Source organism: Novosphingobium sp. 550D (assembly GCF_057401885.1).
The window spans coordinates 80634-105776 of record NZ_CM171613.1 but is presented as its reverse complement, the minus strand read 5'-3'; the positions used below and the strand labels follow the sequence as shown (position 1 = coordinate 105776).

General features: G+C 62.2%; 23 protein-coding genes and 1 tRNA gene. 15 read left to right on the top strand and 9 right to left on the bottom strand.

The features are described from left to right. The first annotated feature begins 123 nt into the window (after nt 1–123). Nucleotides 124–834: a FadR/GntR family transcriptional regulator gene (locus AC2S2E_RS00525; RefSeq protein WP_486524650.1), complete on the top strand. Its 711-nt coding sequence runs from the start codon at nt 124–126 to the stop codon at nt 832–834. Here the strand turns inward: AC2S2E_RS00525 and AC2S2E_RS00520 are convergent. From AC2S2E_RS00520 to AC2S2E_RS00510, 3 genes are read right to left on the bottom strand one after another with little or no spacing between them, the layout of a single operon-like run. Continuing rightward, a complete protein-coding gene (locus AC2S2E_RS00520; RefSeq protein ID WP_486523345.1) occupies nt 810–1676 on the bottom strand; it encodes an SMP-30/gluconolactonase/LRE family protein in 867 nt (288 codons plus the stop codon). The two genes, AC2S2E_RS00525 and AC2S2E_RS00520, sit on opposite strands and share 25 nt — an antisense overlap. An 11-nt stretch (nt 1677–1687) precedes the next feature. Continuing rightward, the gene (locus tag AC2S2E_RS00515) at nt 1688–3478 is read right to left on the bottom strand and encodes an IlvD/Edd family dehydratase (protein WP_486523344.1); all 1791 of its coding nucleotides are present in this window, start codon (nt 3476–3478) and stop codon (nt 1688–1690) included. Nucleotides 3479–3489: 11 nt separating this feature from the next. Next, nucleotides 3490–4629 carry an aldose epimerase family protein gene (locus tag AC2S2E_RS00510; RefSeq protein ID WP_486523343.1) on the bottom strand — a complete coding sequence of 380 codons (1140 nt, stop codon included), beginning with the start codon at nt 4627–4629 and terminating at the stop codon, nt 3490–3492. Between the two features lie 127 nt (nt 4630–4756). Between AC2S2E_RS00510 and AC2S2E_RS00505 the strand changes: the two genes are divergently transcribed. Genes AC2S2E_RS00505 through AC2S2E_RS00490 form a run of 4 tightly spaced genes read left to right on the top strand, consistent with a single transcriptional unit; the run spans nt 4757 to nt 9642 of the window. Then, entirely contained in the window at nt 4757–6091 is a 1335-nt protein-coding gene (locus AC2S2E_RS00505; RefSeq protein ID WP_486523342.1) for a sugar MFS transporter, read from the top strand. A gap of 56 nt (nt 6092–6147) precedes the next feature. Next, nucleotides 6148–7674 carry an aldehyde dehydrogenase (NADP(+)) gene (locus AC2S2E_RS00500; protein ID WP_486523341.1) on the top strand — a complete coding sequence of 509 codons (1527 nt, stop codon included), beginning with the start codon at nt 6148–6150 and terminating at the stop codon, nt 7672–7674. Between the two features lie 51 nt (nt 7675–7725). Continuing rightward, nucleotides 7726–8718 (top strand): AraD1 family protein, encoded by a 993-nt coding sequence (araD1, locus tag AC2S2E_RS00495; RefSeq protein WP_486523340.1) that lies wholly within the window; start codon nt 7726–7728, stop codon nt 8716–8718. A gap of 3 nt (nt 8719–8721) precedes the next feature. Beyond that, the gene (locus AC2S2E_RS00490; protein WP_486523339.1) at nt 8722–9642 is read left to right on the top strand and encodes a Gfo/Idh/MocA family protein; all 921 of its coding nucleotides are present in this window, start codon (nt 8722–8724) and stop codon (nt 9640–9642) included. A 97-nt stretch (nt 9643–9739) separates the two neighbouring features. Here the strand turns inward: AC2S2E_RS00490 and AC2S2E_RS00485 are convergent, their stop codons facing one another. Both AC2S2E_RS00485 and AC2S2E_RS00480 read right to left on the bottom strand, forming a co-directional pair. Continuing rightward, entirely contained in the window at nt 9740–10714 is a 975-nt protein-coding gene (locus tag AC2S2E_RS00485) for an MBL fold metallo-hydrolase (protein ID WP_486523338.1), read from the bottom strand. A 42-nt stretch (nt 10715–10756) separates the two neighbouring features. Next, on the bottom strand, nt 10757–11650 hold the full coding sequence (locus AC2S2E_RS00480; RefSeq protein WP_486523337.1) for an MBL fold metallo-hydrolase: 894 nt from the start codon (nt 11648–11650) through the stop codon (nt 10757–10759). A 136-nt stretch (nt 11651–11786) separates the two neighbouring features. Here AC2S2E_RS00480 and AC2S2E_RS00475 point away from each other — a divergent pair, with 136 nt between their 5' ends. The 3 genes from AC2S2E_RS00475 (at nt 11787) to AC2S2E_RS00465 (ending at nt 14158) form a co-directional block, all read left to right on the top strand. Next, entirely contained in the window at nt 11787–12428 is a 642-nt protein-coding gene (locus AC2S2E_RS00475; protein ID WP_486523336.1) for a TetR/AcrR family transcriptional regulator, read from the top strand. Between the two features lie 76 nt (nt 12429–12504). Continuing rightward, entirely contained in the window at nt 12505–12843 is a 339-nt protein-coding gene (locus AC2S2E_RS00470; protein ID WP_476105401.1) for a hypothetical protein, read from the top strand. Nucleotide 12844: 1 nt separating this feature from the next. Continuing rightward, nucleotides 12845–14158 carry an Hsp70 family protein gene (locus tag AC2S2E_RS00465; RefSeq protein ID WP_476105399.1) on the top strand — a complete coding sequence of 438 codons (1314 nt, stop codon included), beginning with the start codon at nt 12845–12847 and terminating at the stop codon, nt 14156–14158. Between the two features lie 101 nt (nt 14159–14259). On the opposite strand, the gene AC2S2E_RS00460 is transcribed toward AC2S2E_RS00465, so the two are convergent. The 4 genes from AC2S2E_RS00460 to AC2S2E_RS00445 form a co-directional block, all read right to left on the bottom strand. Beyond that, nucleotides 14260–14335 (bottom strand) — tRNA-Val (locus AC2S2E_RS00460). Nucleotides 14336–14425: 90 nt separating this feature from the next. Further along, complete coding sequence (locus tag AC2S2E_RS00455; protein WP_486523335.1) at nt 14426–16702, bottom strand: putative bifunctional diguanylate cyclase/phosphodiesterase; 2277 nt, start codon at nt 16700–16702, stop codon at nt 14426–14428. A 107-nt stretch (nt 16703–16809) separates the two neighbouring features. Continuing rightward, nucleotides 16810–18219 (bottom strand): methyl-accepting chemotaxis protein, encoded by a 1410-nt coding sequence (locus tag AC2S2E_RS00450; protein WP_486523334.1) that lies wholly within the window; start codon nt 18217–18219, stop codon nt 16810–16812. Nucleotides 18220–18420: 201 nt separating this feature from the next. Next, on the bottom strand, nt 18421–19005 hold the full coding sequence (locus AC2S2E_RS00445) for a TlpA family protein disulfide reductase (protein ID WP_476105394.1): 585 nt from the start codon (nt 19003–19005) through the stop codon (nt 18421–18423). 19 nt (nt 19006–19024) lie between these two features. Between AC2S2E_RS00445 and argH the strand changes: the two genes are divergently transcribed. From argH to AC2S2E_RS00410, 7 genes are all read left to right on the top strand, one after another. Continuing rightward, complete coding sequence (gene argH / locus AC2S2E_RS00440; RefSeq protein ID WP_486524648.1) at nt 19025–20398, top strand: argininosuccinate lyase; 1374 nt, start codon at nt 19025–19027, stop codon at nt 20396–20398. A gap of 7 nt (nt 20399–20405) precedes the next feature. After that, nucleotides 20406–20648 carry a hypothetical protein gene (locus tag AC2S2E_RS00435; protein ID WP_476105393.1) on the top strand — a complete coding sequence of 81 codons (243 nt, stop codon included), beginning with the start codon at nt 20406–20408 and terminating at the stop codon, nt 20646–20648. Between the two features lie 38 nt (nt 20649–20686). Then, nucleotides 20687–21946, top strand: coding sequence for a diaminopimelate decarboxylase (gene lysA, locus AC2S2E_RS00430; RefSeq protein WP_486523333.1), 1260 nt, complete (start codon nt 20687–20689; stop codon nt 21944–21946). A gap of 249 nt (nt 21947–22195) precedes the next feature. Continuing rightward, nucleotides 22196–22984: a precorrin-2 dehydrogenase/sirohydrochlorin ferrochelatase family protein gene (locus AC2S2E_RS00425; RefSeq protein ID WP_476105389.1), complete on the top strand. Its 789-nt coding sequence runs from the start codon at nt 22196–22198 to the stop codon at nt 22982–22984. A gap of 99 nt (nt 22985–23083) precedes the next feature. After that, nucleotides 23084–23230, top strand: coding sequence for a hypothetical protein (locus tag AC2S2E_RS00420; protein ID WP_476105388.1), 147 nt, complete (start codon nt 23084–23086; stop codon nt 23228–23230). Between the two features lie 17 nt (nt 23231–23247). After that, nucleotides 23248–24213 carry a hypothetical protein gene (locus AC2S2E_RS00415; protein ID WP_486523332.1) on the top strand — a complete coding sequence of 322 codons (966 nt, stop codon included), beginning with the start codon at nt 23248–23250 and terminating at the stop codon, nt 24211–24213. Then, nucleotides 24213–25115 carry a transposase gene (locus AC2S2E_RS00410; RefSeq protein WP_486523331.1) on the top strand — a complete coding sequence of 301 codons (903 nt, stop codon included), beginning with the start codon at nt 24213–24215 and terminating at the stop codon, nt 25113–25115. Before AC2S2E_RS00415 ends, AC2S2E_RS00410 begins: the two co-directional genes overlap by 1 nt. The last annotated feature ends 28 nt before the right edge of the window (nt 25116–25143 follow it).

The window sequence follows — 25143 nt, the reverse complement described above, 5'->3', positions numbered from 1 at the left end:
CTCTCGTATGCGCGCCGGGGGGGCGATTATGTTGAATGCAAAACCAGTCATGTCGGGGGTGACGCATTGACCGAGCCGGAAGAAGGCAGCGAAAAGAAGGCCAAGCGCGGTACTGGGCGCCGGTTGCAGGGGGCCATTGCGCATCGTTTGGGTACGGATATCGTATCGGGCGTCTATCCGCCCGGCACGGTGCTGTCGAGCGAGGTCGAATTTGCCGAAGCGCTGGACGTATCACGCGGCGCCCTGCGCGAGGCGATGCAGGTGCTGGCCGCCAAGGGATTGGTGGAAAGCCGTCCCAAGGCGGGCACCAAGGTCTTGCCGCGCACGCGCTGGAATCTGCTTGATCCCGATGTTCTGGCCTGGGCCTTTTCGGGCGAACCGGACCCGGTTCTGGTGCGCGGCATCTTTGAATTGCGCGCAGTGGTCGAACCGGCGGCGGCGCGTTTCGCCGCGCAAAGGCGCGACCGTGAGGATCTGCGCGCGATGAAGGATGCGCTGGCGACCATGCGCCGCCACACGCTGGCCACGGACGCGGGCAAGGCGGCGGATCGTGATTTCCACGATGCTATCCTGCGCGCGACGCGCAACCCCGCGCTGGTGGTTCTTTCGGCCAGTATTGGTGCGGCGGTGCATTGGACGACACAGTACAAGCAGCGCTCTCGCGCCCTGCCGCGCAATCCGATTCCCGATCACGCCAAGGTTTATGAAGCGATTGCCGCAGGCGATGGTGATGCCGCCGCCGCCGCGATGGGCGTGCTGGTGGATCTGGCGATGAAGGATACGGCCAAGGAAATGGGGCTTTCCTCGCTTCAGCCCGAAATCGATCCCGCATAAGCATAGGCCGGGTTGCCGCGCAGCCCGGTCTCCACTTCAAAGATCGCGCCATCATCATCCGAAGGCGCAAGGCCGATGGCCGCCGATGTCACGAACATCCGGTCCAGCCCCTCGCCGCAAAAGGCCATATTGGTGATGCGCCGCGCGGGCAGGGCAATGGTGCGATCCAGCGAACCGTCGGGGGCAAAGCGGCTGATCCGTCCGCCATCCCAATGGGCGACCCACAAATAGCAATCGGCATCGCAATTCATGCCGTCGGGATAGCCGTCCTCTTCGGAAAAACGGACAAAGACCTCGCGTTGGGCGACGCCGTCATCGGTCCGTTCAAAACGATAGATGGTCCGCAACCCGCTGTCCGCATGATTGAGCCAGCGCCCGCAGGGTGAGAGGCCCGGCCCATTGGGCACATTGTATCCGGTGTCGATCTGTGCCCATTCTCCGCCGGGCGACAGGCGATAGAGCGACCCGCTGGCCATTTCTTCGGCCATGTCCATGGTGCCGCACCAGATGGCGCCGCTGGCGTCGGCCTTGCCGTCATTCATCCGGTTTCCGGGCAAATGGGGCTCTGGCCCATGGCGAAGGCCGACGGTGAGAGGATCCAGCGTGATGCGCGCCACCCCGCTGCGGAAACCACCGACAAATCCGCCGTCGACGTGTTCGACCACCCAACCCAGCGGTTCCGGCATGTCCCAGCGGCGGATCTCGCCCGTGTCCAGCACAAGGCGGTTAAGCGCAGGGGCAAGGATGTCCACCCAATAGAACGCCCCGTCACGCGCGCACCACAGGGCGCCTTCGCCCAGAGTGTCGCGGATCGGCCGGTCAATGCGTGTTACCTTGCCCATGCATTCTTTCCTTAGTGATTGTCGCGCGGAAGGCCCATGGTCTGGGCGATGCGCTGATATTTTTCCGCGCCTTCCAGAATGGCGCCGGTGTTCATTTGGCCCACCAAGGCGCGCTGGATTTCCTGCCACGGGGTCTGGCTGGCCGGATAGGCATAGCCGCCCGCCTCGATCAGAGCCTTGCGGCGGGTGTCGAGTTCCTCATCGGAAATCAGCACATTGACGCTGCCCTTGCGCAGATCGATTCGCACCCGGTCGCCGGTTTGCAGCAGCGCAAGCCCGCCATTGGCCGCCGCTTCGGGCGAGGCGTTGAGGATGGAAGGGCTGCCGCTGGTGCCCGACTGACGCCCATCGCCGATGCAGGGCAGGGCCGATACGCCTTCGGTGATGAGATAGGCGGGCGGACGCATGTTGACGACTTCGGCCGCGCCCGGATAGCCGATGGGGCCGGCCCCGCGCATGAACAACAGCGTTTCGGGCGTGATGCCCACGGCGGGGTCGTCGATGCGGTGGTGGTAATCTTCGGGGCCGTCAAACACGACCGCGGGGCCTTCAAAGGCTTCGGGATCATCGGGGTTGGACAGATAGCGGGCGCGGAATTCTTCCGAAATCACGCTGGTCTTCATGATCGCCGCATCAAACAGATTGCCGGTCAGGACGAGGAAGCCCGCCTCTTCCTTGATCGGTTCGTTGAACGGGCGGATGACCTTTTCATCCTCGATCGTGGCATTTCGGCAGTTTTCGCCCATGGTCTTGCCATTGACCGTCATCGCGCCTTCGCGGATCAGCCCCTGACCCATCAATTGCGCGACCACGGCAGGCACGCCCCCCGCGCGATAGTAATCCTCGCCCAGATATTCGCCCGCCGGTTGCAGGTTGACCAGCAGCGGGATCTTGTGGCCGATCTCCTGCCAGTCCGACAGGGGCAATTCGACGCCGACATGACGCGCAATCGCGGCCAGATGGATCGGCGCATTGGTCGATCCGCCGATGGCCGAATTGACCGCAATGGCATTGTGGAACGCGTCCAGCGTCAGAATGTCGGAGGGCTTGAGATCCTCATGCACCATCTGCACGATGCGCTTGCCGGTGTGATAGGCGCATTCCTGACGGTCGCGATAGGGGGCGGGGATTGCCGCGCTGCCGGGCAGCATCATGCCCAGAGCCTCGGCAAGGCTGTTCATCGTCGTGGCCGTGCCCATCGTGTTGCAATAGCCGGTGCTGGGGGCGCTGGAGGCCACCAGCTTGATGAACCCTTCATCGTCGATTTCACCGGCGGCCAGCATCTGGCGGCCCTTCCACACGATGGTGCCGCTGCCCGTGCGCTCGCCCTTGTGCCAGCCATTGAGCATCGGCCCGACCGAGAGCGCAATCGCGGGGATGTTGACCGTGGCCGCCGCCATCAACAGCGCCGGCGTGGTCTTGTCGCAACCCGTGGTCAGCACCACGCCGTCCAGAGGATAGCCATAAATCGCCTCGACCAGACCCAGATACGCCAGATTGCGATCAAGGCCAGCAGTCGGGCGTTTGCCGGTTTCCTGAATCGGGTGGACCGGAAATTCCAGCGCGATCCCGCCCATTTCGCGGATGCCTTCGCGGATGCGTTCGGCCAGCACGAGGTGGTGGCGGTTGCAGGGCGAAAGGTCGCTGCCGGTCTGGGCAATGCCGATGATCGGGCGGCCAGAGCGTAATTCCTCAAGGCTGATCCCGAAGTTGAGATAGCGCTCAAGATAGAGCGAAGTCATGTCGATATTGTCGGGATTGTCGAACCAGGCGCGGCTGCGCAATTTGCGTGTTTCGGTCATAAAGCCTTCAATCAATGCGAAATGGTGAGGCGATAGATCATGGCATGGCGATAGGGCTTGCCGGGATCGACGCGGGCGGAAATGAAATTGCTGTGGTTGGGCGCATCGGGAAATTTCTGCGGTTCCAGCGCGATGCCGTCGCCCATGCGGTACAGGTGCCCATGTTTGCCGATCAGCGTGCCGTCGAGGAAATTGCCCGAATAGAATTGCAGGCCCGGTTCGGTGGACAGCACCTCCAGCGTGCGGCCCGATGCCGGATCGACAAGGCGCGCGCATAATTGCGGCGTGGCGGTCGCGCCTTTGTCCAGCGCGAAATTGTGATCGTAACCGCGCCCGGCGACAATCTGGTCGTCATGGCCATTGCGGAGCCCATCGTTCAACCGGCGAGGTTTGCGGAAATCAAACGCCCCACCTGCGACCTTGCGCAATTCGCCGGTGGGGATGAGGGTGGCCGACACAGGCGTATAGGCGCTGGCCGGAATGGTCAGGCGGTTGTCCATTGCGCCGGCGGGGTTGCCTTCGCCCGCCATGTTGAACAGCGCGTGGTTGGTCATATTGACGATGGTGGGCTTGTCACTTTCCGCCTCGAACAGGATGCCAAGGTTGCCCTTTTCATCAAGGCTGTAGGTGACACGGGCCTTCAATGTGCCGGGATAACCGGAATCGCCATCGGGGCTGGTGTGGGTCAGAACCAGTTTCGCCACCGGGCCGGAGGTGACGGACTCGACCTTCCACAGCACCTTATCAAACCCGCGCCCGCCGCCGTGCAGCGTCTGGCCATGGTCGTTTTGCGGCAATTGATAGGTCTTGCCGTCCAGCGCAAACCGCCCATCGGCAATGCGATTGGCAAAGCGGCCAATGGTGGCCCCGAAATAGTTGGGGTGATTTACATAGGAATCGAGGTCGTCATAGCCCAATGCAACATCGGCTTTGCGCCCTTTGGCATCGGGCGCGATCAAGGATTGCAATGTCGCGCCATAGGCCAAAATGCGCGCCGAAACCCCGTTGGCGGCCTGTAATGTTACCGCCTCCACCACCGCGCCATCGGCCAGTTTTCCGGCATTTTCGCGGTTGACGGTCACGGCCATCGCGTCACCCGCCATCATTGCCGCACATAGGGCGATGGCGGATGTCAGGGCGTAAAATTTCATGCCTTCGCTCTCCCGGCAATCTTGGGCCATTGACGAGGCCTTGCGCTCTCTATAGTCCGACAAATATGATGAGCGCAAGTCGCTATGCCATATCAATGGCAAGCGCATGGCTTTTGAGAGGATCGTGATGGCTCCCCCTGTTGGTTCAAGTGTGAATGCTCCTGTCGCGGATGTCGGGCATGGGGCGGTTCGGTATGGTCCGGCCCTGTCGCTGCTGGCCACGCTGTTTTTCATGTGGGGCTTTATCACGGTCATCAACGGCACATTGTTGCCGCACCTGCGGTCGGTCTTTGAACTGAGCTATTTTCAGGCCGCGTTGATCGAATCGGTGTGGTTCATCGCCTATTTCTTTGCCTCAATTCCCGCGGCTAAATTGATCGAGCGGATCGGCTATCAGAAATCGCTGGTCACCGGCCTGCTGATCATGGCGGGCGGGGCGGTCGGCATGATGGTGGCGGCCTCGATCCCTTCCTATGGCATCACGCTGGCCATGCTTTTCGTGATCGCCAGCGGGATCACCCTGCTGCAGGTTGCCGCCAATCCCTATGTGGCGGTCATTGGCCCGGCTGAAACCGCATCCTCGCGCCTCAATCTGGTGCAGGCGATGAATTCGGCCGGAACGATGCTGGCGCCGATGTTTGGCGCATGGCTGATCCTTGGCCGGTCCAAGGGCGGCACGGCGGCGGCGGGCACGGTGCTGACGCCCGCGGAACGTCTGGCGGACGCGCATTCGGTGATCCTGCCCTATGGCATTGTTGCGGTGGTGCTGACGGTTCTGGCCATTGTGATCGCGCGCTTTCCTCTGCCCGCGATTGGTGCGGCATCGCGCCGGGTCAAAGCCGCCGTGGTCGAGGGTAGCGCTTGGAGCCGGTTCTGGAACCATCCCCTGTGGCAACATCGCAATCTGGTGCTGGGGGTTCCGGCGATTTTCATCTACCTGATCGCGGAAATCGGCGTCGGCAATCTGTTTATCAATTTCATCAGCCGCCCCGACATCGGCGGCATGACCACCGAACAGGCCGGGCGTTATCTGACGCTGCTGTGGGGCGGGATGATGGTCGGGCGGTTCATCGGTTCGGCTATCATGCAAAAGGTCGATGCCGGGATCGTGCTGGCGGTGTTTTCGATTGGCGCGTTTATTGTGATGGCGGTTACGGTCGTCTCCTCCGGCCCGGTGGCCATGTGGTCGCTGATCCTGGTCGGCCTGTTCCATTCGATCATGTTCCCCACGATCTTTACGCTGGGCATTCGCGGCCTTGGCCCGCTGACCGAGGAGGGTTCGGGTCTGCTGATAATGGCGATTGCGGGCGGCGCGCTGGTGGCGGTGCAGGGCTGGCTGGCCGACCATTACGGCTTGCAGACCTCCTTCATCCTGACCGCCGTCTGCGAGCTTTACACGCTGTTCTACGCGGTTTGGGGATCGCGCCCGACCCATGCTCTTCCGGATCTTGAGGTAGAGTGACTTTACTCTGACTAAACGCGCGCCCGTTTCGATGGCCGTGTTCCATGGAGTTTTCAATGACTGAATTTCGTTCGATGGATGCTGCGACCGGCCAACCGGTAGGCCCTGCCTTTGCGGTTGATGGTCTGGCACAGGTGGATGCGGCATGCGCCGCCGCCGATGCGGCTTTTGACGCCTATCGCGCCACGGACCGCGAAACCCGCGCCAAATTCCTTGAAACCATCGCCGATGAAATCCTTGCCCTTGGCGACGATTTGATTGTGGCGGCTTGCCGCGAAAGCGGGCTGCCCCGCGCCCGCCTTGAGGGCGAACGTGGCCGCACCATGGGCCAGCTTCGCCTGTTTGCAGGCGTGGTGCGCGCCGGGGCATGGCAGCAATTGCGCATCGATCCGGCTCTGCCCGAACGCGCGCCTTTGCCGCGTCCCGATCTGCGTTTGCGCATGATCCCGGTGGGGCCGGTGGCGGTGTTTGGCGCGTCCAATTTTCCGCTCGCTTTCTCCACCGCTGGCGGCGACACGGCCTCGGCGCTGGCGGCGGGTTGCCCGGTGGTGGTCAAAGGCCATCCTGCGCATCCGGAAACCGGCGCGCTGGTGGCTTCGGCCATTGCGAGGGCGGTGGCGGCCTGCGGTCTGCCCAGCGGTGTGTTCGGCCACTTGGTCGGTCCTTCGAATGAACTGGGCGCGGCGCTGGTCAAGGATCCGCGCATTGCGGCGGTGGGCTTTACCGGGTCGCGCGCTGGCGGTCTGGCGCTGGCCAATCTGGCGGCATTGCGCGCCGTGCCGATCCCGGTCTATGCCGAAATGAGCAGCATCAACCCCGTCCTGTTGATGCCCGAAGCGTTGAAAGCGCGCGGCGCGGCGCTGGGCACGGCTTTCGTCGGCTCGCTGACCATGGGCGCGGGGCAATTTTGCACCAATCCCGGCCTGCTGCTGGCCATTGAGGGCGAAGGTCTCGACGCATTCATCGCCACCGCCACGGGCGCCGTGGCGCAGGCACCGGCGCAGGTCATGCTGACCAAGGGCATTGGCGCGGCCTTTCGCGATGGCACGGCCGCTCTGGCGGGCGCCGATGGTGTCGAACAACTGGCCGCGGGCGAACCGGGCGAGGGCACCGCTTGCGGCGCGATCCTGTTCCAGACCACGGCGGCGGCATTCCTTGCCAATCCGGCACTGGCGCATGAAGTATTTGGCGCGTCTTCTATCCTCGTACGCTGCGCCGATGAGGCGGAATTGACCTCCGTGCTCAAGGGGTTGGAAGGGCAATTGACCGCGACCCTGCATATGGACGATGGCGATGCCGATCTGGCGGGCCGCGTCCTGCCGGTGCTGGAACGCAAGGTGGGGCGTATCCTCGCCAATGGATGGCCCACGGGCGTCGAGGTCTGCCACGCGATGGTGCATGGTGGCCCGTTCCCCGCGACCAGCGATCCGCGCACGACTTCGGTGGGCAGCCTTGCCATCGACCGTTTCCTGCGTCCGGTCAGCTATCAGAATATCGCGCCGGCGCTTCTGCCCGCCGAATTGCGTGATGATGCACGCGGCGATGGCGCGCCGCGTTTGATCGATGGCGTTCTGACGCTCTGATTTTTGTTGTTTATCCCGCCGGTGCGTCCGGCGGGGCAAGGAGTTTTGACCATGGCCCAGCGCCTTTTGCAGCACCGCGCCGATGATGGCGCACGTTCGGTTATCTTTGCCGATGGGGATCAGGCTTGGTTCCTGAACGGCGTGTCCTCCACCCGCGAGTTGGCGCATCGCGCGATTGCTGCCGGTCGCTCGCTGGTCGATGAAGCGGCCGTGGCGGGCATGGGCGCGGGCGTTGATATTGCCGCTGAACTCTCCGCCGGGCGTTTGTTGGCCCCGATCGATCACGAAGACCCCGCGCATCTGTGGATGACGGGCACGGGCCTGACGCATCTGGGTTCGGCGGAAGGCCGCAACAAGATGCATGCAGCCGCCGCTTCGGGCGAAAAGCTGACCGATTCCATGCGCATGTTCCTTGAAGGCGTCGAAGGCGGCAAGCCCGCAGCCGGACAGGTCGGCCAGCAGCCCGAATGGTTCTACAAGGGCGATGGTTCGCAATTGGTCGGCCCCGGCGATGCTCTGCTCAGCCCCGCTTTTGCGCAGGATGGCGGCGAGGAGCCTGAACTGGCGGGCATCTATATCATCGGCCCCGATGGCACGCCGTTCCGCCTCGGCCTGGCTCTCGCCAATGAATTTTCCGACCATGTGACCGAGCGGCACAATTACCTGTGGCTGGCTCATTCCAAGCTGCGGGTGGCGGCGCTGGGCGCCGAATTGCTGATCGGTGACGTGCCCGATGACATTCGCGGCGCCAGCCGGATCTATCGCGACGGCGCGCTGCTCTGGGAAAAGCCTTTCCTGTCGGGCGAGGCCAACATGTCGCACAGCCTGAGTAATTTGGAACATCACCATTTCAAATATGGCCTGTTCCGCCGCGCGGGCGATGTGCATGTGCATTTCTTCGGCACGGCCACTTTGTCCTTCTCGGACGATGTGCGCACGGCCCCCGGCGACGAGTTCGAAATCAGCGCCGCGCCCTTTGCCCTGCCTTTGCGCAACCGCCTTGCCATCGCCGATGCGCAGGCCGTTTCGGTCAAGGTGCTCTAAGCCATGGCCATTCGCATCGCTCTTGTCGGCGTGGGCAAGATCGCCCGCGATCAGCATATTCCCTCTATCGCGGGCAATGCCGATTACGAACTGGTGGCCACGGTCAGCCGTCATGACCCGCAGATGGATGTGCCGTGGTTTGCCGATCTGGACGCCTTGCTGGCATCGGGTATCGCGGTCGATGCGGTGGCGCTCTGCACCCCGCCACAGGTGCGATACGAATTGGCGGTCAAGGCGTTGCAGCACAAGCTGCACGTCTTCCTCGAAAAGCCGCCGGGCGCGACTTTGGCCGAAGTTGAGTCCCTGCGCGCCATTGCGAACGAGGCCGGGGTGACGTTATTCGCCTCATGGCATTCGCGCTATGCGGCGGGGGTTGAACCGGCCCGGGCATGGCTGGACGCGCGGCGGATTGATGACGTAACGATCATCTGGCGCGAGGACGTGCGCGTATGGCATCCGGGGCAGGCGTGGATCTGGCAGGCGGGCGGTTTGGGCGTGTTCGATCCGGGCATCAATGCTCTGTCCATCGTCACGCATATCCTGCCGCGTCCCTTCTTTCTGACCGAGGCCACGCTGGAGGTGCCGTCTAATTGTCAGGCGCCGATTGCGGCGGATCTGACCTTTACCGACAGCCTTGGCACGCCGATCCACATGGATCTGGATTTCCGCCAGACCGGCCCGCAAAGCTGGGACATCATCGTCCAGACCGATGCGGGCGAATTGAAGCTGGAAAAGGGCGGCTCGGTCCTGACGCTGCCCGAAGGCGTGCGGGAGGCGGAGGACCGCGAATATCCCGAACTCTATGCCCGTTTCGCCGGTTTGGTAAAGGGTGGGGTAAGCGACGTCGATATCGCGCCCTTGCGCCATGTCGCGGATGCTTTCCTGCGCGGGCATATGCGTGCGGTGGAACCCTTCATCGAATGATCCCTCTGGCCCGCGCCGTCACACTGGGGTGGGGCGCGGGTCATCTTTGAAAAGGGCGCCTTTCCGCAGCAGAGGGGCCCTTTTCTTTGTCCGGGTTTCAGAAGCGGTCCATGTCGTGGGCGATCACCACCGGGCCACGGAATTGTTTGCCGATTTCATCGCGGTAATGGGCATCGGCTTCGCCCTGACGCGATCCGCCCCCGGCGATATGGGTGACGACCACCTTGCCCACGCCCGCCTTGGTGGCCATGTCGCCAATCGCGGCGGTGGACAGGTGGTGGCGCGCCAGATGGGCGGCCATATTGGCCCTTTCCGTATCGGAAATATGGCGCACCCGGTTGTTCATCTGGGCCAGCGTATCATCCAGATCGATCATTTCCGTCACCAGCACATCCGCCCCTTTGGCCAGAGCGGTCACTTTCTCGCTGGGGCCGGTGTCGCCGGTATAGATGATCGAGCGGCCCGGCAGGTCGAACCGATAGGAAAGCGAGCGGAAGGTCTTTTCCTCCGCGCTGCCGGGGGTAAAGCTGTAATGGGTGTTGCTGGCCACGCGGACGTTGAAATGGTCCAGTTTCACCACGGCGCCATCGTCCAGTTCCACGACCTGAATATTGGTGGCCGGGTCAATCGGCACTTCGCCCGGAATGCCAAAGCCCGAGCGGGCGCTGGGGCGCATGGCGGCGATTAGGCCGGATACGATGTCCTTCATTCCCGGCGGGCCGTAAATGGTCAGCGGCGTCACCGTCCTTGTCTGAAGCCGCAGGCCCAGCACCGCGAACAGCCCGCCCAGATGGTCGAAATGGATATGGCTGATCCAGATGCTGCGCAATTCGGGGTAATCCGCCCCCGCATCGGCAAGCCCGGTCATGGCGCCATCGCCGGTGTCGATCAAATGCGCCTCGCCCTTGCGCCAGAGCAGGTTGGCCGGTTCATGGCGTCCGGGGCGCGGCATCGGCCCGCCCATCGTGCCCAGCGTGATCCAGCTATAGGCGTTTTGCGCCTCTTGCGCGGCGGCGGGTGTGGACAGCAGCAGGCTGACCATCAGCGCGGCCAGAAGCGGTTTTTTGGGCATGGCATTCTCCCCATGGGCGCGGATATGGATGCGCCGCTTTTGTTAAAACTCGATGTTTTGCAGGTCTTGGCCCAGCACGACGGGGCCGGAATAATGCGCGCGGACCTGCGCCAGATCCTCCTCGCTCACCTTGCCGACATGGCTGAGGACCAGTTTGCGCACCCCCGCCTTGGTTGCCAGATCGCCCACCTGTGCGGGCGAAAGGTGTTCGACATCCATGTGCCGCTGAACCGGGGGAGGGACCATGGCGCGGTCGGCGGCGGTCGCCATTTCGGCCACCAGAATGTCGGCCCCTCGCGCAAATTCGGCCAGACCCGCCGCCATGCCGGTGTCGCCGGTAAACACCACCGATTTGCCGCCCATGTTAAACCGATAGGACAAGGATTGCGCATCGGGATTTTGCGCCCGGTCGATCAGCGAATAGTGGCTGTTGACCATCGCGTGGACCGTCACGGTCTTGTCGTCAAAGGCCCGGCCCGGCGGCAGATCGCGCGCGGTCAGAAAACCTGAGATCGGGCGGGCGCGACCCGATTCCGCGTTTCGGATATGCGCGTTGATCTCCATCACCCCGCCCAGCGCCTTGGCCAGATCCTGCGTCCCCTTGGGGCCAAGTATCTGCAATCCCGTCCCCCGCGTTGACCAGGCAAAGCTGGCCAGGCTGAGCAGGCCCGCATAGTGATCATCATGCAAATGGGTGAGGAAGACGAGCGGCACATCCTTTTCCGCCACCCCTGCCATCGCCAGTTGGCGCGAAACGCCGCCGCCCGCGTCGATCAGATAGCGATGGCCGTCGACCTCCAGCAACGTGGCGATACCCGAACGGTCCACCCGCCCGCCGGGGCCGCCCCCGGTGCCCAGCAGAACAAGGCGATCACCCGCCAGACCTGCGGTCGCCTGAAACAGGGCCAGCGCCGCCAAACCCCATCCGATCCTCATGTCTTCACTCTCCAATGATGTGGGCGGGCATGGTGTGCCGCCGATTCCTCTTATGACTTCTACATTTGTAGAATACATCTGTCCTTGTCAACCAAGGCGCGGCGGGGCAGGGTCGGACATGGATGAGAGAGTGAAGATGAGCGTTCAGCCCGGTAACAAGCCCCAGCCCAACCGCCGGGACAAAAGCAACCGGCGCGAGGAACTGGCGCAGGGCGCGCTCGAAGTGCTGGGCGAACATGGCAGCAGGGGCTTTACCCATCGCGCGCTGGACCGGCATCTGGGTCTGCCCGAAGGCACGACATCGGCCTATTTCCGGCGGCGAGAGGATCTGGTCGCCATGGCCATCCGCACCGTCTTTGCCCGCGATGCGCAGCAGATGGATGGAATTGTCGACCGCATCGAAAGCCTTTGCGGCGATCGGCCCAGCGTCGAGGTCGTGGCGCAATGCTGTTTCGACATGTGGCAATTCGTTTCGGCGCAGGCGCGCGGTACGCTGGTATTGGCGCGTTATGAATGTTTTCTGATGGCGCGACGTGATCCCGAACTGATGCAATTGGTCGAAAACGTCATGTTGGCGCGCCAGACACGGTGGGAGCCGATCTTTGCCCGGCTGGGTTCACGCGATCCGGCGGCATCGGCGCGCCAGATCGGCCTTTTGCTGCGCAGTCTGTTTTTCTCGGAAATCTTCTTTCCTTCTGCGCTGCGCACGACGCCAACCCCCATCGACCTCGACTTCTTTTGCCGCGAGGTAAAGAGCGCCGCCCTCTCTATCGCGTGATCGACATGTCCCGGTGGCAATAGCCGATGCGCCCGCTATAGGGGGCATAACAGACACAGGCATTTCAGGCGACAACATGGCCCGCAAACATTCCAAGCGTGATCCCTATGGCGATCTTCACAATGAAGAAGAGGCGCCCGTCGAAGCCGTGCCCTGCTGGCTGTGCGGGCGGCCCACGGGTTCGACGATCGTGTGGCATCACCCCATCCCCAAAAGCCGGGGCGGGCGCGACGTCGTGCCCATGCATGGCATTTGCCAACAGACTCTGATCGTCAATTTCACCAATTCCGAATTGCAGCGCTACGGCATGGATGTCGAAGGGCTTCTGGCCAATCCGGCGGTGCGCAAATTCGTCGATTGGGTGGCCAACAAAGACCCCGATTTCACCGCGACCATCGCCAAAAAGCAGCGTTGATATGACCGCCACGCGCGCCATCGGCATCGATTTCGGCACGACCAATTCGGTCATGGCCCTTGCATCGGATACGCATGATGCACGGATGATCGACTATGCCGCCCCCAATGGCGCGACCTCGGTGTTCCGCTCGGCCCTGTGTTTTTGGCAGGACGAGGCGTTTCGCGGCGGATTGGCGCATGAGGCGGGGCCTTGGGCGATTGCCGAATATCTCGATTTTCCGCAGGGTAGCCGTTTCCTGCAATCCTTCAAATCCGTGGCGGCCAGCGCGACGTTCGAACATGCCAACCTGTTTGAAAAGCGTTTGCGGTTTGAGGAATTGGGCCAGATTTTCCTGACCCATCTGATGAACCATGGCGGCAATCCGATGAAGGATGCGCCCGATTGCGTCGTGGTGGGGCGTCCGGTGCGCTATGTGGGGTCGCGCCCCGATGTGGCGCTGGCGCGCCGGCGTTATGATGCGATGTTTTCGATGCTGGGGCGTCCGGTTCATTATGTCTATGAACCTTTGGGCGCGGCCTACAGCTTTGCCTCGCGGTTGAGTGATCCGGCCACGTTGCTGGTGGCGGATTTCGGCGGCGGCACCAGCGACTTTTCCATTGTGCGGGTCGAGGCGCCCGGTGCGGCGCGGCGCTGCATCCCGCTGGCCTCGGCAGGGATAGGTATTGCCGGGGACCGGTTTGACTATCGCATCATGGATCATCTTGTCCTGCCGTTGCTGGGCAAGGGCGGCACTTATCGTTCCTTTGACAAGGAATTGGAGATTCCCGCCGGCCATTTTGCCGATTTCGGCGACTGGTCGCGATTGGCGCTGATGCGCAACCGGCGCAAGCTGGAGGAACTGGCCCGCCTGCAACGCAGCGCGACCGATCCGGCCGCCATCGGGCGCATGATCACCATTGTCGAGCAGGAATTGGGCTATGCGCTCTATGATGCCGTGGGCCAACTCAAGCGCACGCTTTCGAGCGAGGCCCATGCTCATTTCAGTTTCGCCGACGCCGATCTGACCATCGAGGCCGAGGTCAGCCGCAGCGAGTTTGAAGCATGGATCGAGCCGGACCTGCATCGCATGGCCGAAACGGTCGATACGGTGCTGGATCGCGCAGGGCTGGGGCCGGAACAGATTGACCATGTGTTCCTGACGGGTGGCTCCTCGCTGATCCCCGCGGTGCGCCGCCTGTTCGAAGGCCGCTTTGGCGAACAGCGTCTGGCCAGCGGGAATGAACTGACCAGCATCGCGCATGGTCTTGCCCTGATCGGCAATGCGCCGGATTTGCAGGACTGGGTCGTGGCGGACGAGGAAGATTTGGTCTGAACCACGCCGATGACGGGCGGTGCGAAAACAGCGCACTGCCTGTTCAAAGTGCTGCGAATTTTCAGGACGGGGCCATCATTGGGCCGGTTCATCCATGGGAATGGTGGGCGATGACGGGCTCGAACCGCCGACCCTCTCGGTGTAAACGAGATGCTCTACCAACTGAGCTAATCGCCCCAATCACGGGAAGCGGGCAACTAGGCGGTTTTTATCGGGGCGTCAACAGGGGCGCGCGGCATTTTTTTGCGCGACCGATGATGCTTCACATCAATGCTTTGCGCGTTGCCCCATCGCGCGCGGCGGACATTGCAATTCGGGGAAATGGTCGGCGGGCATGGCGCGGGAAAAAAGGAAGCCCTGCGCCTGATCACAGCCTTCTTCGAGCAGGACATGCATTTGATGCTCGTTTTCCACTCCTTCGGCGGTGGTGGTCATGCCCATCGCATGGGCCAGCGCGATAACGGCGCGGACAATCGGCAGCGTCTCGTTGCTTTCGCCCAGTCCTTTAAGGAAGCAGCGGTCGATCTTGATCTTGTCGAAGGGAAACGCGCGCAGGTAATTGAGCGAGGAATAGCCCGTGCCGAAATCATCCAGCGCCACCCGCACCCCCAATGAACGCAGCCGGTGCAACAGGGCGGCATGAACCGCATTATCCTTGAGCAGGACGTTTTCGGTGATTTCCAGTTCCAGCCGGTTGGGCTTGATGCCATTTTCGGCAATCGCCTGCATGACGGTGGAAATCAGGCCCGCGCTGCGCAATTGGGCGGGCGACAGGTTGACCGCGATCCGCAGATGATCGGGCCAATGCGCCATCTGCTGACACGCGCGTCGGATGACCCAATCGCCCAGCGGGACGACAAGACCCGTCTCTTCGGCAAGCGAAATGAACAGGTCGGGCATGACCATGCCGCGCGTCGGGTGATGCCATCGCACCAACGCCTCATAGGCCACGGTCTGACGCGTGCGGACATCGATCAGGGGTTGGTAATGAAGTTCAAACTGCCCTTCGGTCAAGGCAGTGCGGAGATCCATCTCCAATTCCCGGCGCAGGGTGGCGGCTTCATCCATGCCCGGTTCGAAATGGGAAAACACACCACGCCCGCGCCCCTTGGCGACATAGAGCGCCAGATCGGCCTGTTTCATCAAGGTGGCGGCATCGGTTTCCTCCGCCGTGCTGATCGCAATGCCGATGCTGGTGGAGGTCAGAACCTGTCCGTCGTCGATCAGGCAAGGGTGGCGCACCGTTTCGATGATGCGCTGGGCCGCCTTTTCCGCGATCCTTTCCACGTGGCGCCCGTGCATCAGCACGGCAAATTCATCACCGCCCAATCGCGCCACCAGATCATCCTTGCGCACACAGGATTCGATACGGCGCGCGATTTCGCACAGCAATTTGTCGCCTACCGGATGGCCCAGCGTGTCATTGATCGCCTTGAACCGGTCCAGATCGAGATAGAGCACCGCCACCCCGTGATCATGCGACCGGCGGCGCAGCAGCGCCCCGGCCAGCGTTTCATTGAACAGGAAGCGATTGGCCAAATTGGTCAGCCCGTCATAATGGGCCATGTGGCTGACACGCGCTTCGGCGCGTTTTTGGGCGGTGACATCGCGCGCGACGCCGCGCATCCCCTCCTGCCACGGTTGGGCCGAAAGTGTCCACCAATGCGGCGATCCGTCCAGGGTCAATGGCAATGTCAAATCCCGAAACGGCGTCCGCTGGGCCAGATGGATCGATAGTCTTTCGGTTTCCCGGCAAGGTTCGAACAGGCCGGTCAGCGGTTCATTCTCCAGCAATTGCCATGCGCGCCGGGCCGCATCGCCAAAACGCGGGCTGGGGTCGATGATGCGTCCATCGGCGTCGACCTTCCACAACCAGTCGGCCGATTGCGCCTCGAAATCATTGAGCAGCAATTGCACCGTGGCGCCCGCCTCGCGCAATTCCTCGCGCGCGTAATAGGCCTTGGCAAATTCGCGCTGGCTTTGAAACGCGCCGCGCGAAAGGATCAGCAGATAGGAGGTGCAGAACAAAGCCCCGATCCACAATTGCGCGCCCGGAAACAGCGCCCATGCGACGACCGTGCCCAGACAGATCGGCGCCATGAACATCATCGCGGCAATCGCCATCGTCGAATAGGTCAGAACCGATGCGCCCACCATCCCGCCCGACAGAATGGCCAGAACGGAAAATTGCTGAATATCGGCGACACTGGCCGCCGCGGCGATGCCCGTGCCCCACAATATACCATTGATCAGCGCAATGGCGTGGATTTGCCAAAGGTCTCGGTCCGGGTCGGCGTCCTGCCACCCTTCGCGGCGGCGTTTGAAAACAAGGGACAGCCTGAACCCCGCCACCACCAGAATGCAGCCCAGCCAGCCCAGCACCAAGCCCGGATAAGGCGAGGACAACATGGTCAGGCAGGCCGCAATGGCATTGAGCGTGCCGCCAACCGCCCCCGTCACCGCGCGCCGCAGATTATCCTCGATCCTTACGATCAAAAGCTGGCGGTCGGTGCCGCCCGTCGGATGGGGCAAGGGGTGAGGCATGGGTGACGTGCCGGATGTATCCTGTGGCTTTGGCCAGGGTTGGTAGGCCCGTTGAAGTGGTTACTCTATCATAGCCTGAATGCCTTGTGCAGGCCGCGTATAAAGGCTCACGCCGCCCTTTCGGCGGCTGGCATACGCCCGCTGCGCGTATCGACCCAGACCTCGCTGTTGCCGTCTCGGATACGGTTGCGGCGTTCAAAGGTGAACTGGCCCACAATAGAGGCCATGCTGGCGGCCTGATCCGACAATCCGCGCGCGGCGGCGTTCGATTCCTCGACCATGGCGGCGTTCTGCTGGGTGTTGAGGTCGATCTGTTGCAATTGGGCGTTCAGCGCCTTCATGCTTTCGGATTGTTGTTCAGAGAAGCTGGCGATGTCGCCCGCCTTGCTGCTGGTATCGTCCAGCCGCCCGATGATCTGGTTCAACGCATCGCGCATCTGTTCGACCAGTTCGGCGCCGTGCTGCACATCTTCATTCGAGGTGACGATAAGGGTCTTGATGTTCTTGGCCGATTCGGTGGTGCGATGGGCAAGGGCGCGCACTTCGCTGGCCACGACCGCAAAGCCTTTGCCGGCCTCGCCCGCGCGGGCGGCCTCGACCCCGGCGTTAAGGGCAAGGAGGTTGGTCTGAAACGCTATCGAATCGATCACATCGACGATCTGGGCGATTTCGGTGGCCGAATTCTTGATCTTTTCCATGGCGATGACGGTCGAATCCATGATCCGTCCGCCCTTGCTGGCATGGCCCGATACTTCGGCCACCGATCCATCAACATCGCGCGCATTGCCCGCGGTGGTGGTGATGTTGACGGTCACCTCGCGCATGACTTCGGAAATATGCGCGACCGATGCGGCCTGCTGTTCGGTGCGGTTGGCAAGGTCATTGGCCGCGCAGCTGATTTCATGCGCGCCCGATTTCACGCCATGGGCCGCATCGGTCATCTGGATGACCAGATTGCTGATCTGATGGCGCATATTGTGGAAATCGGCAGCCAGTTGTTTGTAGGCGGGCGGCACCTCTCCCAATTGGGCGCGCAGATTGCCTCCGGCCACTTCGCCCATCGCCTTGCTCATGGCGGCGATGATGTCATTGCGCTGGGCCGCTTCGGCGTCGAAATAGGCGCTGAGCGCCGCTTCCATATCGAACAGCGCGGTTTTGACCAGAGTGGCCACCGCCTTGGCCCGGCTGCGTTTTTGCCAGGGAAAGCTGAAACCCTTGAGCGAATCCTCGATGATGGTTTCCAGAACCAGCGCATAACCGCTGATGTAAAGATCCGGCTCCAGTCCGACGCGGGCGTGGATATTGCCGATCTTTGTCGCGCGGGCGACGGCCGCTTCGTCAAAGGATGAACCGAAAAGCGAGAGCCAGTGCTGAAGCTGGGCGCTGGCGGCGCGTTCGCGTTGTTCGGTGGATGAGAGGATTTTCGAGGCCACCGGATGGCTGGCAATCGCGGCATAGAGCCGGTCTAGCGCACGCGGGGCATATCGGGCAACCATCGCGCGGATGGCGGGGAACACGCTCAAATTTGACGAATCAATTGTCGCGACTGTCTCCCGGCGCGCGCGCGTCGGTGTAGAGTTACCCTGCATGGATCCGATCCCCTCTGTCGGAGTGGAATTATGATTTGGTCTCCTCTGATACGCTTGGGTGGTTAAATCAGGGGCAAGTGGCCTACAGGGGATTCACCTGATGCCATTTGCCCCTGTTCAATCGGCCGATTATTCGGCCAGAAGTTTGGCGGCTTCCGCGCCGGCCCAATCCTTGCCGCCATTGATGCGCCATACTTCGCGCCCCTGTGCATCGTAATAGATCGATGCGGGCAGGGTGGTTACCTGCCACTGGGTCGCGGCGGTGCCTTCGGGGTCGAGCCATGGTTCGAGCGCATCCCCGCCCTTTGCTTTCAGGAAGGCGGCGACCTTGTCCTTGGCCGCCTCGCTGTCCTGCGACACGGTCAGAACGCGGATCTTTCCGCCCGAGGCCAGTTTGTTGAGCGCGGGCAATTCGGCAATGCACGGCCCGCACCATGTCGCCCACAGGTTGATCAGCACCGGCTTGCCTTTCAGGCTCTGCGTGCTGATCTCCTTGCCCGCCGCGTCCTTGAACGTCAGGCTGGGCAATTGCGATCCCTTGTGGCTGCGATCCAGCGCGGCGCCTTCGGCGTCCGGGGCGGTCGAACTGGCCGATGCGCTTGCTTCTGGCGGTTGCTTATCGCCGCCGCTTTGCCTATCGCAAGCCGCGATTCCGGCCACGATCAGGCCACAACCAGCGACTTTGAGGATTTTGCGCGTGAGCGAAGGTGACAACAAGGCAGGCTCCAATCAGATGTGGGGGGGGCGCTTTGCCGAAGGGCCCAGCGCCATCATGCGCGAGATTAACGCCTCGATCCCCTTCGACAAGGCCCTTTGGCGTCAGGACATCCGCGCCTCCAAGGCCCATGTCGCCATGCTGGGCGCGCAGGGGATCGTGAGCGCCGAGGATGCCGCGACCATCAGCGCGGGCCTCGACACCGTGGCGGGCGAATATGAAGTCAATGGCGTTCCGGAAAACTGGGACCTTGAAGACATCCATATGACGACCGAAAGCCGCCTTGCCGAACTGGTCGGCCCGGCGGCGGGGCGCCTGCACACCGCGCGCAGCCGCAACGATCAGGTGGCCACCGATTTCCGCCTCTGGGTCCGCGATGCGGTGGACGAGGCTTTGGTGGGCCTGAACGCCTTGCAAAAGGCGCTGGTTGCGCGTGCGGGCGAGCATGTGAATTCGATCATGCCCGGCTTTACGCACCTTCAGACCGCGCAGCCGGTGACGCTGGGCCATCACCTGATGGCCTATTACGAAATGGCCGCGCGCGATGTGTCGCGCTTTGCCGACGCCCGCGCACGCATGAACCAGTCGCCTTTGGGCAGCGCCGCGCTGGCGGGCACCGGTTTTCCCATCGACCGTTTTGCCACGGCCAAGGCGCTGGATTTTGACCGCCCGACCGATAACAGCCTCGATTCGGTGTCGGACCGCGATTTCGCGCTCGATTACCTGATGGCGGCGGCGCAATGCTCGCTGCACCTCTCGCGTCTGGCCGAGGAATTCATCATCTGGGCTTCGCAGCCCTTCGGCTTTGTCCGCCTGCCCGACAGCCTTTCGACCGGCAGCAGCATCATGCCGCAAAAGAAGAACCCCGACGCCGCCGAACTGGTGCGCGGTCATGCCGGGCGCATCATCGGTTCTCTGACCAGCCTGATGATTACGATGAAGGGCCTGCCTCTGGCCTATTCGAAGGATATGCAGGACGACAAGCCGCCGGTGTTTGAGGCTGCGGGCCTGCTGACGCTGTGCCTTGCCGCGATGACGGGCATGGTGGAAAGCACCACCTTCCGCACCGACCGCATGCGTCAGGCCGCCGAACTGGGCTATGCCACAGCGACCGATCTGGCCGACTGGCTGGTGCGTCAGGCGAATATCCCCTTCCGCGAGGCGCACCACATCACCGGCGCTGCGGTCAAGCTGGCCGAAAGCAAGGGGATTGCGCTGGATCAGCTTAGCCTTGATGAATTGCAGGCGATCGACCCGCGCATCACCGATGCCGTCTATCCCGCACTTTCGGTCGAAGCATCCGTGGCAAGCCGCGCCAGCCATGGCGGTACGGCGCCTTCTCAGGTAGAACAGCGTGTGGCGCAGGCGCGCAACGCGCTTGGTATGGAGTAACGCCCTTATGCGTGTTGCACTTTTCCCGATGGTTGCGCTTTTGGCGCTGGCGGGCTGCGGCACGCAGGGCGAACTTAAACCGGCGCCGGGGCATCAATTGCCCCAGCCTCCCATCGGTCGCAAGGACCGGCCCGGCGCCAATGAGCTGCTCGGCCAGTCCACGCAGGCCCGTCCCAGCCGCAATGTGGAGCTGCACACGCGCTCTGAACCGCGCACGGACGATGCCTTCGACCTGCCGCCACAAGATTGAGCCAGGGGGCAAAAGGCCCCTTCAGGATTTGAGAAAACATGGATCATTTTCATTACGTTGACGGCGTTCTTCATGCCGAAGACACCGCCATTCCCGCTATTGCCCGCGCTGTGGGCACGCCGGTTTACATCTATTCGGCCGCCACGCTGACCCGCCACGCCCGCGTGTTTCGTGAGGCTCTGTCGATCCTGCCGTCCACCCATATTGCCTTTGCGGTCAAGTCAAACCCCAATCTGGCGGTTTTGAAGCTGCTGGCGCGCGAAGGTTACGGCGCGGATGTGGTGTCGGCGGGCGAGATGGATCGCGCTCTGGCCGCCGGCATTCCGGCGGAGGGCGTCGTGTTTTCCGGCGTTGGCAAGACGGCCGATGAACTGACCCGCGGGGTCAAGGCCGGGATTGGCCAGTTCAACATCGAGAGCGAAGAGGAAGGCGTCGAACTGGCAGCCATCGCCTCTTCGCTCGGCCTGACGGCGCAGGCGGCTTTGCGCGTCAATCCCGATGTCGACGCGGGCACCCATGCCAAGATTTCCACCGGCATGGCGGAAAACAAGTTCGGCGTGGCTTATGACCGCGCCGCCGGGATCTATGCGCGCCTTTCGGCGCTGCCGGGCATTCAGATGCGCGGCCTTGCCGTCCATATCGGCAGCCAGTTGTCGAAGCTTCAACCGCTCGAAGACGCCTTTACCAAGATGGGCGAATTGATGCGCTCCATCCGCGCACAGGGGCTGAGCATCACCCATATGGATCTGGGTGGCGGCATTGGCGTGCCCTACAAGGCCGATGAAGTGTTTCCCGCTCCGGCCGAATATGCCGCCATGGTGGCGCGAGTCACCGCCGATTGGGGCGTGACGCTGATGTTCGAGCCGGGCCGCGTGATTGCGGGCAATTCGGGCGTGCTGGTCACCGAAGTGGTGCGCGTGAAGGAAGGCGTCAACACGCCCTTCGTCATCGTCGATGCGGCGATGAATGACCTTGCCCGCCCGGCGCTTTATGGTTCGTGGCATGATTTTCTGGCCGTCGAACCCAATGGTGAAAAGTTCACGGCCAATATCGTTGGCCCGATCTGCGAATCTTCCGACACTTTTGCCATGGGCCGCGAAATCGACGTGGTGAAGGCGGGCGACCTTTGCGTGTTCCGTACGGCCGGCGCGTATGGCGCGACCATGGCCAACACCTATAACAGCCGCGCGCTGGTGCCCGAAGTGATGGTCAATGGCGATCAGTGGGCGATCGTGGCGAATCGCATCGATCCGGCCGCTATTCTGGCGGCGGAGCAGGTGCCGGACTGGCTGAAGTAAAAGGTTTTGCCTCCGGCGGGCAAAGGGCGGGGGCCCTTTGCAAACCCATTTTGGGGTGGCGTTTGGTTGGCCGGGGTGTTGATCTGATTATATAAAGCCTGCGGCGCTGGTAAAAGGCGCCGCAGGCTTTCATGTTTCTAACGCCGCGTCCGACACTTAAGCGCCGAACCCGTGGCGCAACGCCGACAGTAACGGGAGCGCGAGGGTCTAGACCCTCGCATAAATTCCCTATCCTTCTATAATTGCGCCATGATCGACGCTCTCCCCCTGTTTCACCGTATCAAGGATCAACCTGTCATCGTTCTGGGCGATGGTGATGCGGCGGATGCCAAAAGCCGTCTTGTCCTTCGCGCAGGGGGCCGGGTGATCACCACTGTTGAGGAAGGATTGGGACAGGGCGCGAGGCTTGCTTTTGTGGCCTATGAAGACCGCGCCGCCGCGCAGGAGCAGGCCGACGCTCTGCGCAGGGCGGGCTTGTTGGTCAATGTCGTGGACCAGCCCGATCTTTGCGATTTCACGACGCCTTCGATTTTGGATCGATCGCCTGTTTTGATTGCCGTGGGGACGGGCGGCGTATCGGCGGGTCTGGCCAAGCAATTGCGGTTGCGGCTTGAAGGATTGTTGCCCGAAGGGCTGGGCGCCTTGGCGCGGGCATTGGGGGCGGCGCGCGGTGCCTTGCGTTCGCGATGGCCCGATGCGGGTGATCGGCGTCGCGCGCTGGACACCGCTTTGGTTCAGGGCGGAATGCTCGACCCGCTTGATGACGGCAGCGCCGGGCGCGTGGAGGCATTCCTTGAGGGAACCAATATTGAGAATTTTCGCACTTGCCAGATCGTCCTGACATCGCCCGATCCCGATGATCTGACGCTTCGTCAGGCCCGCTGGCTGGGGGCGGCCGATGGGGTTGCCTATGAAATCGGCGTTCCCGATGCCATCCTGTCACGCGCCCGTGCCGACGCCGTGAAGGTGTCTATTGAGCAAGGCGGGCACTTTTGTCCAAGAGAAGGCGTGTGGGTACACGTCCAAATGGTGAAGTGATAAGATACAACAATTACGGCATTTTAATTTACGCTTTCGCAATTTGCAAAGCACCCTCTGTTTATATTAGGCGACGCACTAATCAGAGGAGGCCAAGTCATGGAACTACCCAAGATCGATGCGCTCGATTTGCCCGATCTTCCCGAAGCGGTTGGCGTGTTCGGCAGCCAGCATCAAAGCCATGGCGTCGGTTCTGATGATACTTTGATTGTGCTGATGGTATTTCTCTACGACATTTACGCCTAACCGAATTGGATGGTTTGATGCGGGTGCATCCCGAAATTGATGCGCTGCGGATTGACGATACGCCGCAGCGCGAAGCGCAAAACCGGTTGTTTCAGGCCCACGAGGAATGGGCGCAAAACAGCGAGAGCACCGCCATCTTTGTCGATTTGGCGCGTTTTGCCCAAGGCGCTGATTTGGCACAATGTCCTGAACTGGCCGGCTTGTTTACATCGGGCGGCAACCGCGGCGCTATCTGGGTTCATGATTTGATCAGGGCAATGGCGCAGACTTTGTCCCATCACCCGCTTGGTCAGGTGCCATTGCGGCATTTCACCAACGGCATCACGTCAAGCCTTCTGCTCGGCCGGTCCGGCGAAACGACCTTGGCGCTTGTCAGCGTTGATGGCACCGGATTGGCCGCACAAAGCCCGAGCCCGGCGGTCAACTTTGCCCCTTTGGAAACGCATGAACATATTTTGGCCGGTTATGCGCAGGCTGAACTGGTAGGTTGCGATCAGGCCGGCCTGCCGCAGGTTGAACTGAAGTGCGAAAATCTGTCCCTTTCGCCCGGTTCGGTCATGATACGGGATGGGGCAAAGCAGGCCTTGCGGCTTTGCCGTATTGATGGAACATTGGTGTCGCTGCGATTACAGCGACGCCCGCGCCGGGGCGGCGTCAGCCACGCCTATTGCCTGTCCAGCGGCCGCCTGCTGCACCGGGCGGCGGGTGTGATGCGGGAAAGCCGCCATGCCTTGATGATCAACCTGCTGGGCCGGATGGGACGGCGCGACGCGTTGCCGGTTCTGACCGAAATGGCGTGTGAACAGGCGGGCGACGACCTGCGCTGGCAAGCGGTCCGTGAGGGTCTGGGGCTGGACACGGCGCAGGGATTTCAAACCCTTTGCGCGATTGCGGACCGGCGAGGGGACAGTTTGAGCCATTCGGCCCGTACTCTACGCGATCATTTGGTCCGGCAGTATCCCATGTTGGCGGATATGGTCTGATGCCGCTGGTTGTTGACGTCGGAAATGAAGGCGCGATCTGTCTGGACGAGGCGCGAGAGCGGCTGGCCGGCGCCATTTTTTCGCCGTGTGATCGGGAAAGTGTGCAAGCAACGGCGCTTGTGCTGCGCCAACTTGGCAATAATCGCGAATTTCTGGGCGATTTGATATTGGATGAACTGTCCCGGCGCCATTGTGAGGATGCCGATGACAATGCCTATGGTCCCCAGGCGATCATGCTGGGTCGGGCGGGTGAGAGTTGCCTGTTGCGCGCCAGCATCTGGCCATCGCATAACGAACCCGTGATGCGCAACAGCGGCGCGTCGGCCTTTGTCTATGGCTTGCCGCATGACCATAATTTTGACTTTCTGACGCTTGGCTATTTCGGTCCGGGGTATCAAAGCGACTGCTATGAAGCAGATTATGGCGACATCGACGGCTATCTGTGCGAACCAATTGGTCTGACCCCAACGGGCCGTTTCACGTTGGGTGAAGGCGACATCCATTTCTATCGCGCCCATGTCGATGTCCACGCGCAAATGCCTGCCGCTGCCCTCTCGGTCTCGCTCAACATCCTGCGTACCGGCGGGGCGCAGGGCTGGCTCGACCAATATCGTTTTGATGTGAGCAAGGGTGAGATTGCAGGCCAATTGGCCCATGGCGCCAGCGAGGCCTTCATCCACATCGCCGTCGGACTGGGCGGTGAGGAGGCGCTCGATCTGGCGGAACGCTTTGCCATGCATCACCCCAGCGGGCGGATGCGCCTTCACGCGCTTGACGCCTTGGCCAGCGTGGCGGGGGATGATACCGCGCGCGATGCCCTTTGGGCGCGGGCTGAAACCGGCGGCAATCGAATGGTGGCGATGGAGGCTTTGGCGCGGCGGAGGGGATTGAGCGGGGAGTGAAGGAGATGGGGTGTTTTGCCTCCGGCGG

Excerpts from the sequence above, each read along its gene's own strand:
- AC2S2E_RS00510 (WP_486523343.1), bottom strand. The coding sequence starts at position 4,629 with ATGAAATTTTACGCCCTGACATCCGCCATCGCCCTATGTGCGGCAATG.
- lysA (WP_486523333.1), top strand. The coding sequence starts at position 20,687 with ATGGATCATTTTCATTACGTTGACGGCGTTCTTCATGCCGAAGACACC.
- AC2S2E_RS00515 (WP_486523344.1), bottom strand. The coding sequence starts at position 3,478 with ATGACCGAAACACGCAAATTGCGCAGCCGCGCCTGGTTCGACAATCCC.
- AC2S2E_RS00420 (WP_476105388.1), top strand. The coding sequence starts at position 23,084 with ATGGAACTACCCAAGATCGATGCGCTCGATTTGCCCGATCTTCCCGAA.
- AC2S2E_RS00485 (WP_486523338.1), bottom strand. The coding sequence starts at position 10,714 with ATGCCCAAAAAACCGCTTCTGGCCGCGCTGATGGTCAGCCTGCTGCTG.
- AC2S2E_RS00465 (WP_476105399.1), top strand. The coding sequence starts at position 12,845 with ATGACCGCCACGCGCGCCATCGGCATCGATTTCGGCACGACCAATTCG.
- araD1 (WP_486523340.1), top strand. The coding sequence starts at position 7,726 with ATGGCCCAGCGCCTTTTGCAGCACCGCGCCGATGATGGCGCACGTTCG.
- AC2S2E_RS00490 (WP_486523339.1), top strand. The coding sequence starts at position 8,722 with ATGGCCATTCGCATCGCTCTTGTCGGCGTGGGCAAGATCGCCCGCGAT.
- argH (WP_486524648.1), top strand. The coding sequence starts at position 19,025 with ATGTGGGGGGGGCGCTTTGCCGAAGGGCCCAGCGCCATCATGCGCGAG.
- AC2S2E_RS00455 (WP_486523335.1), bottom strand. The coding sequence starts at position 16,702 with ATGCCTCACCCCTTGCCCCATCCGACGGGCGGCACCGACCGCCAGCTT.
- AC2S2E_RS00520 (WP_486523345.1), bottom strand. The coding sequence starts at position 1,676 with ATGGGCAAGGTAACACGCATTGACCGGCCGATCCGCGACACTCTGGGC.
- AC2S2E_RS00480 (WP_486523337.1), bottom strand. The coding sequence starts at position 11,650 with ATGAGGATCGGATGGGGTTTGGCGGCGCTGGCCCTGTTTCAGGCGACC.
- AC2S2E_RS00425 (WP_476105389.1), top strand. The coding sequence starts at position 22,196 with ATGATCGACGCTCTCCCCCTGTTTCACCGTATCAAGGATCAACCTGTC.
- AC2S2E_RS00410 (WP_486523331.1), top strand. The coding sequence starts at position 24,213 with ATGCCGCTGGTTGTTGACGTCGGAAATGAAGGCGCGATCTGTCTGGAC.
- AC2S2E_RS00435 (WP_476105393.1), top strand. The coding sequence starts at position 20,406 with ATGCGTGTTGCACTTTTCCCGATGGTTGCGCTTTTGGCGCTGGCGGGC.
- AC2S2E_RS00415 (WP_486523332.1), top strand. The coding sequence starts at position 23,248 with ATGCGGGTGCATCCCGAAATTGATGCGCTGCGGATTGACGATACGCCG.
- AC2S2E_RS00505 (WP_486523342.1), top strand. The coding sequence starts at position 4,757 with ATGGCTCCCCCTGTTGGTTCAAGTGTGAATGCTCCTGTCGCGGATGTC.
- AC2S2E_RS00500 (WP_486523341.1), top strand. The coding sequence starts at position 6,148 with ATGACTGAATTTCGTTCGATGGATGCTGCGACCGGCCAACCGGTAGGC.
- AC2S2E_RS00475 (WP_486523336.1), top strand. The coding sequence starts at position 11,787 with ATGAGCGTTCAGCCCGGTAACAAGCCCCAGCCCAACCGCCGGGACAAA.
- AC2S2E_RS00470 (WP_476105401.1), top strand. The coding sequence starts at position 12,505 with ATGGCCCGCAAACATTCCAAGCGTGATCCCTATGGCGATCTTCACAAT.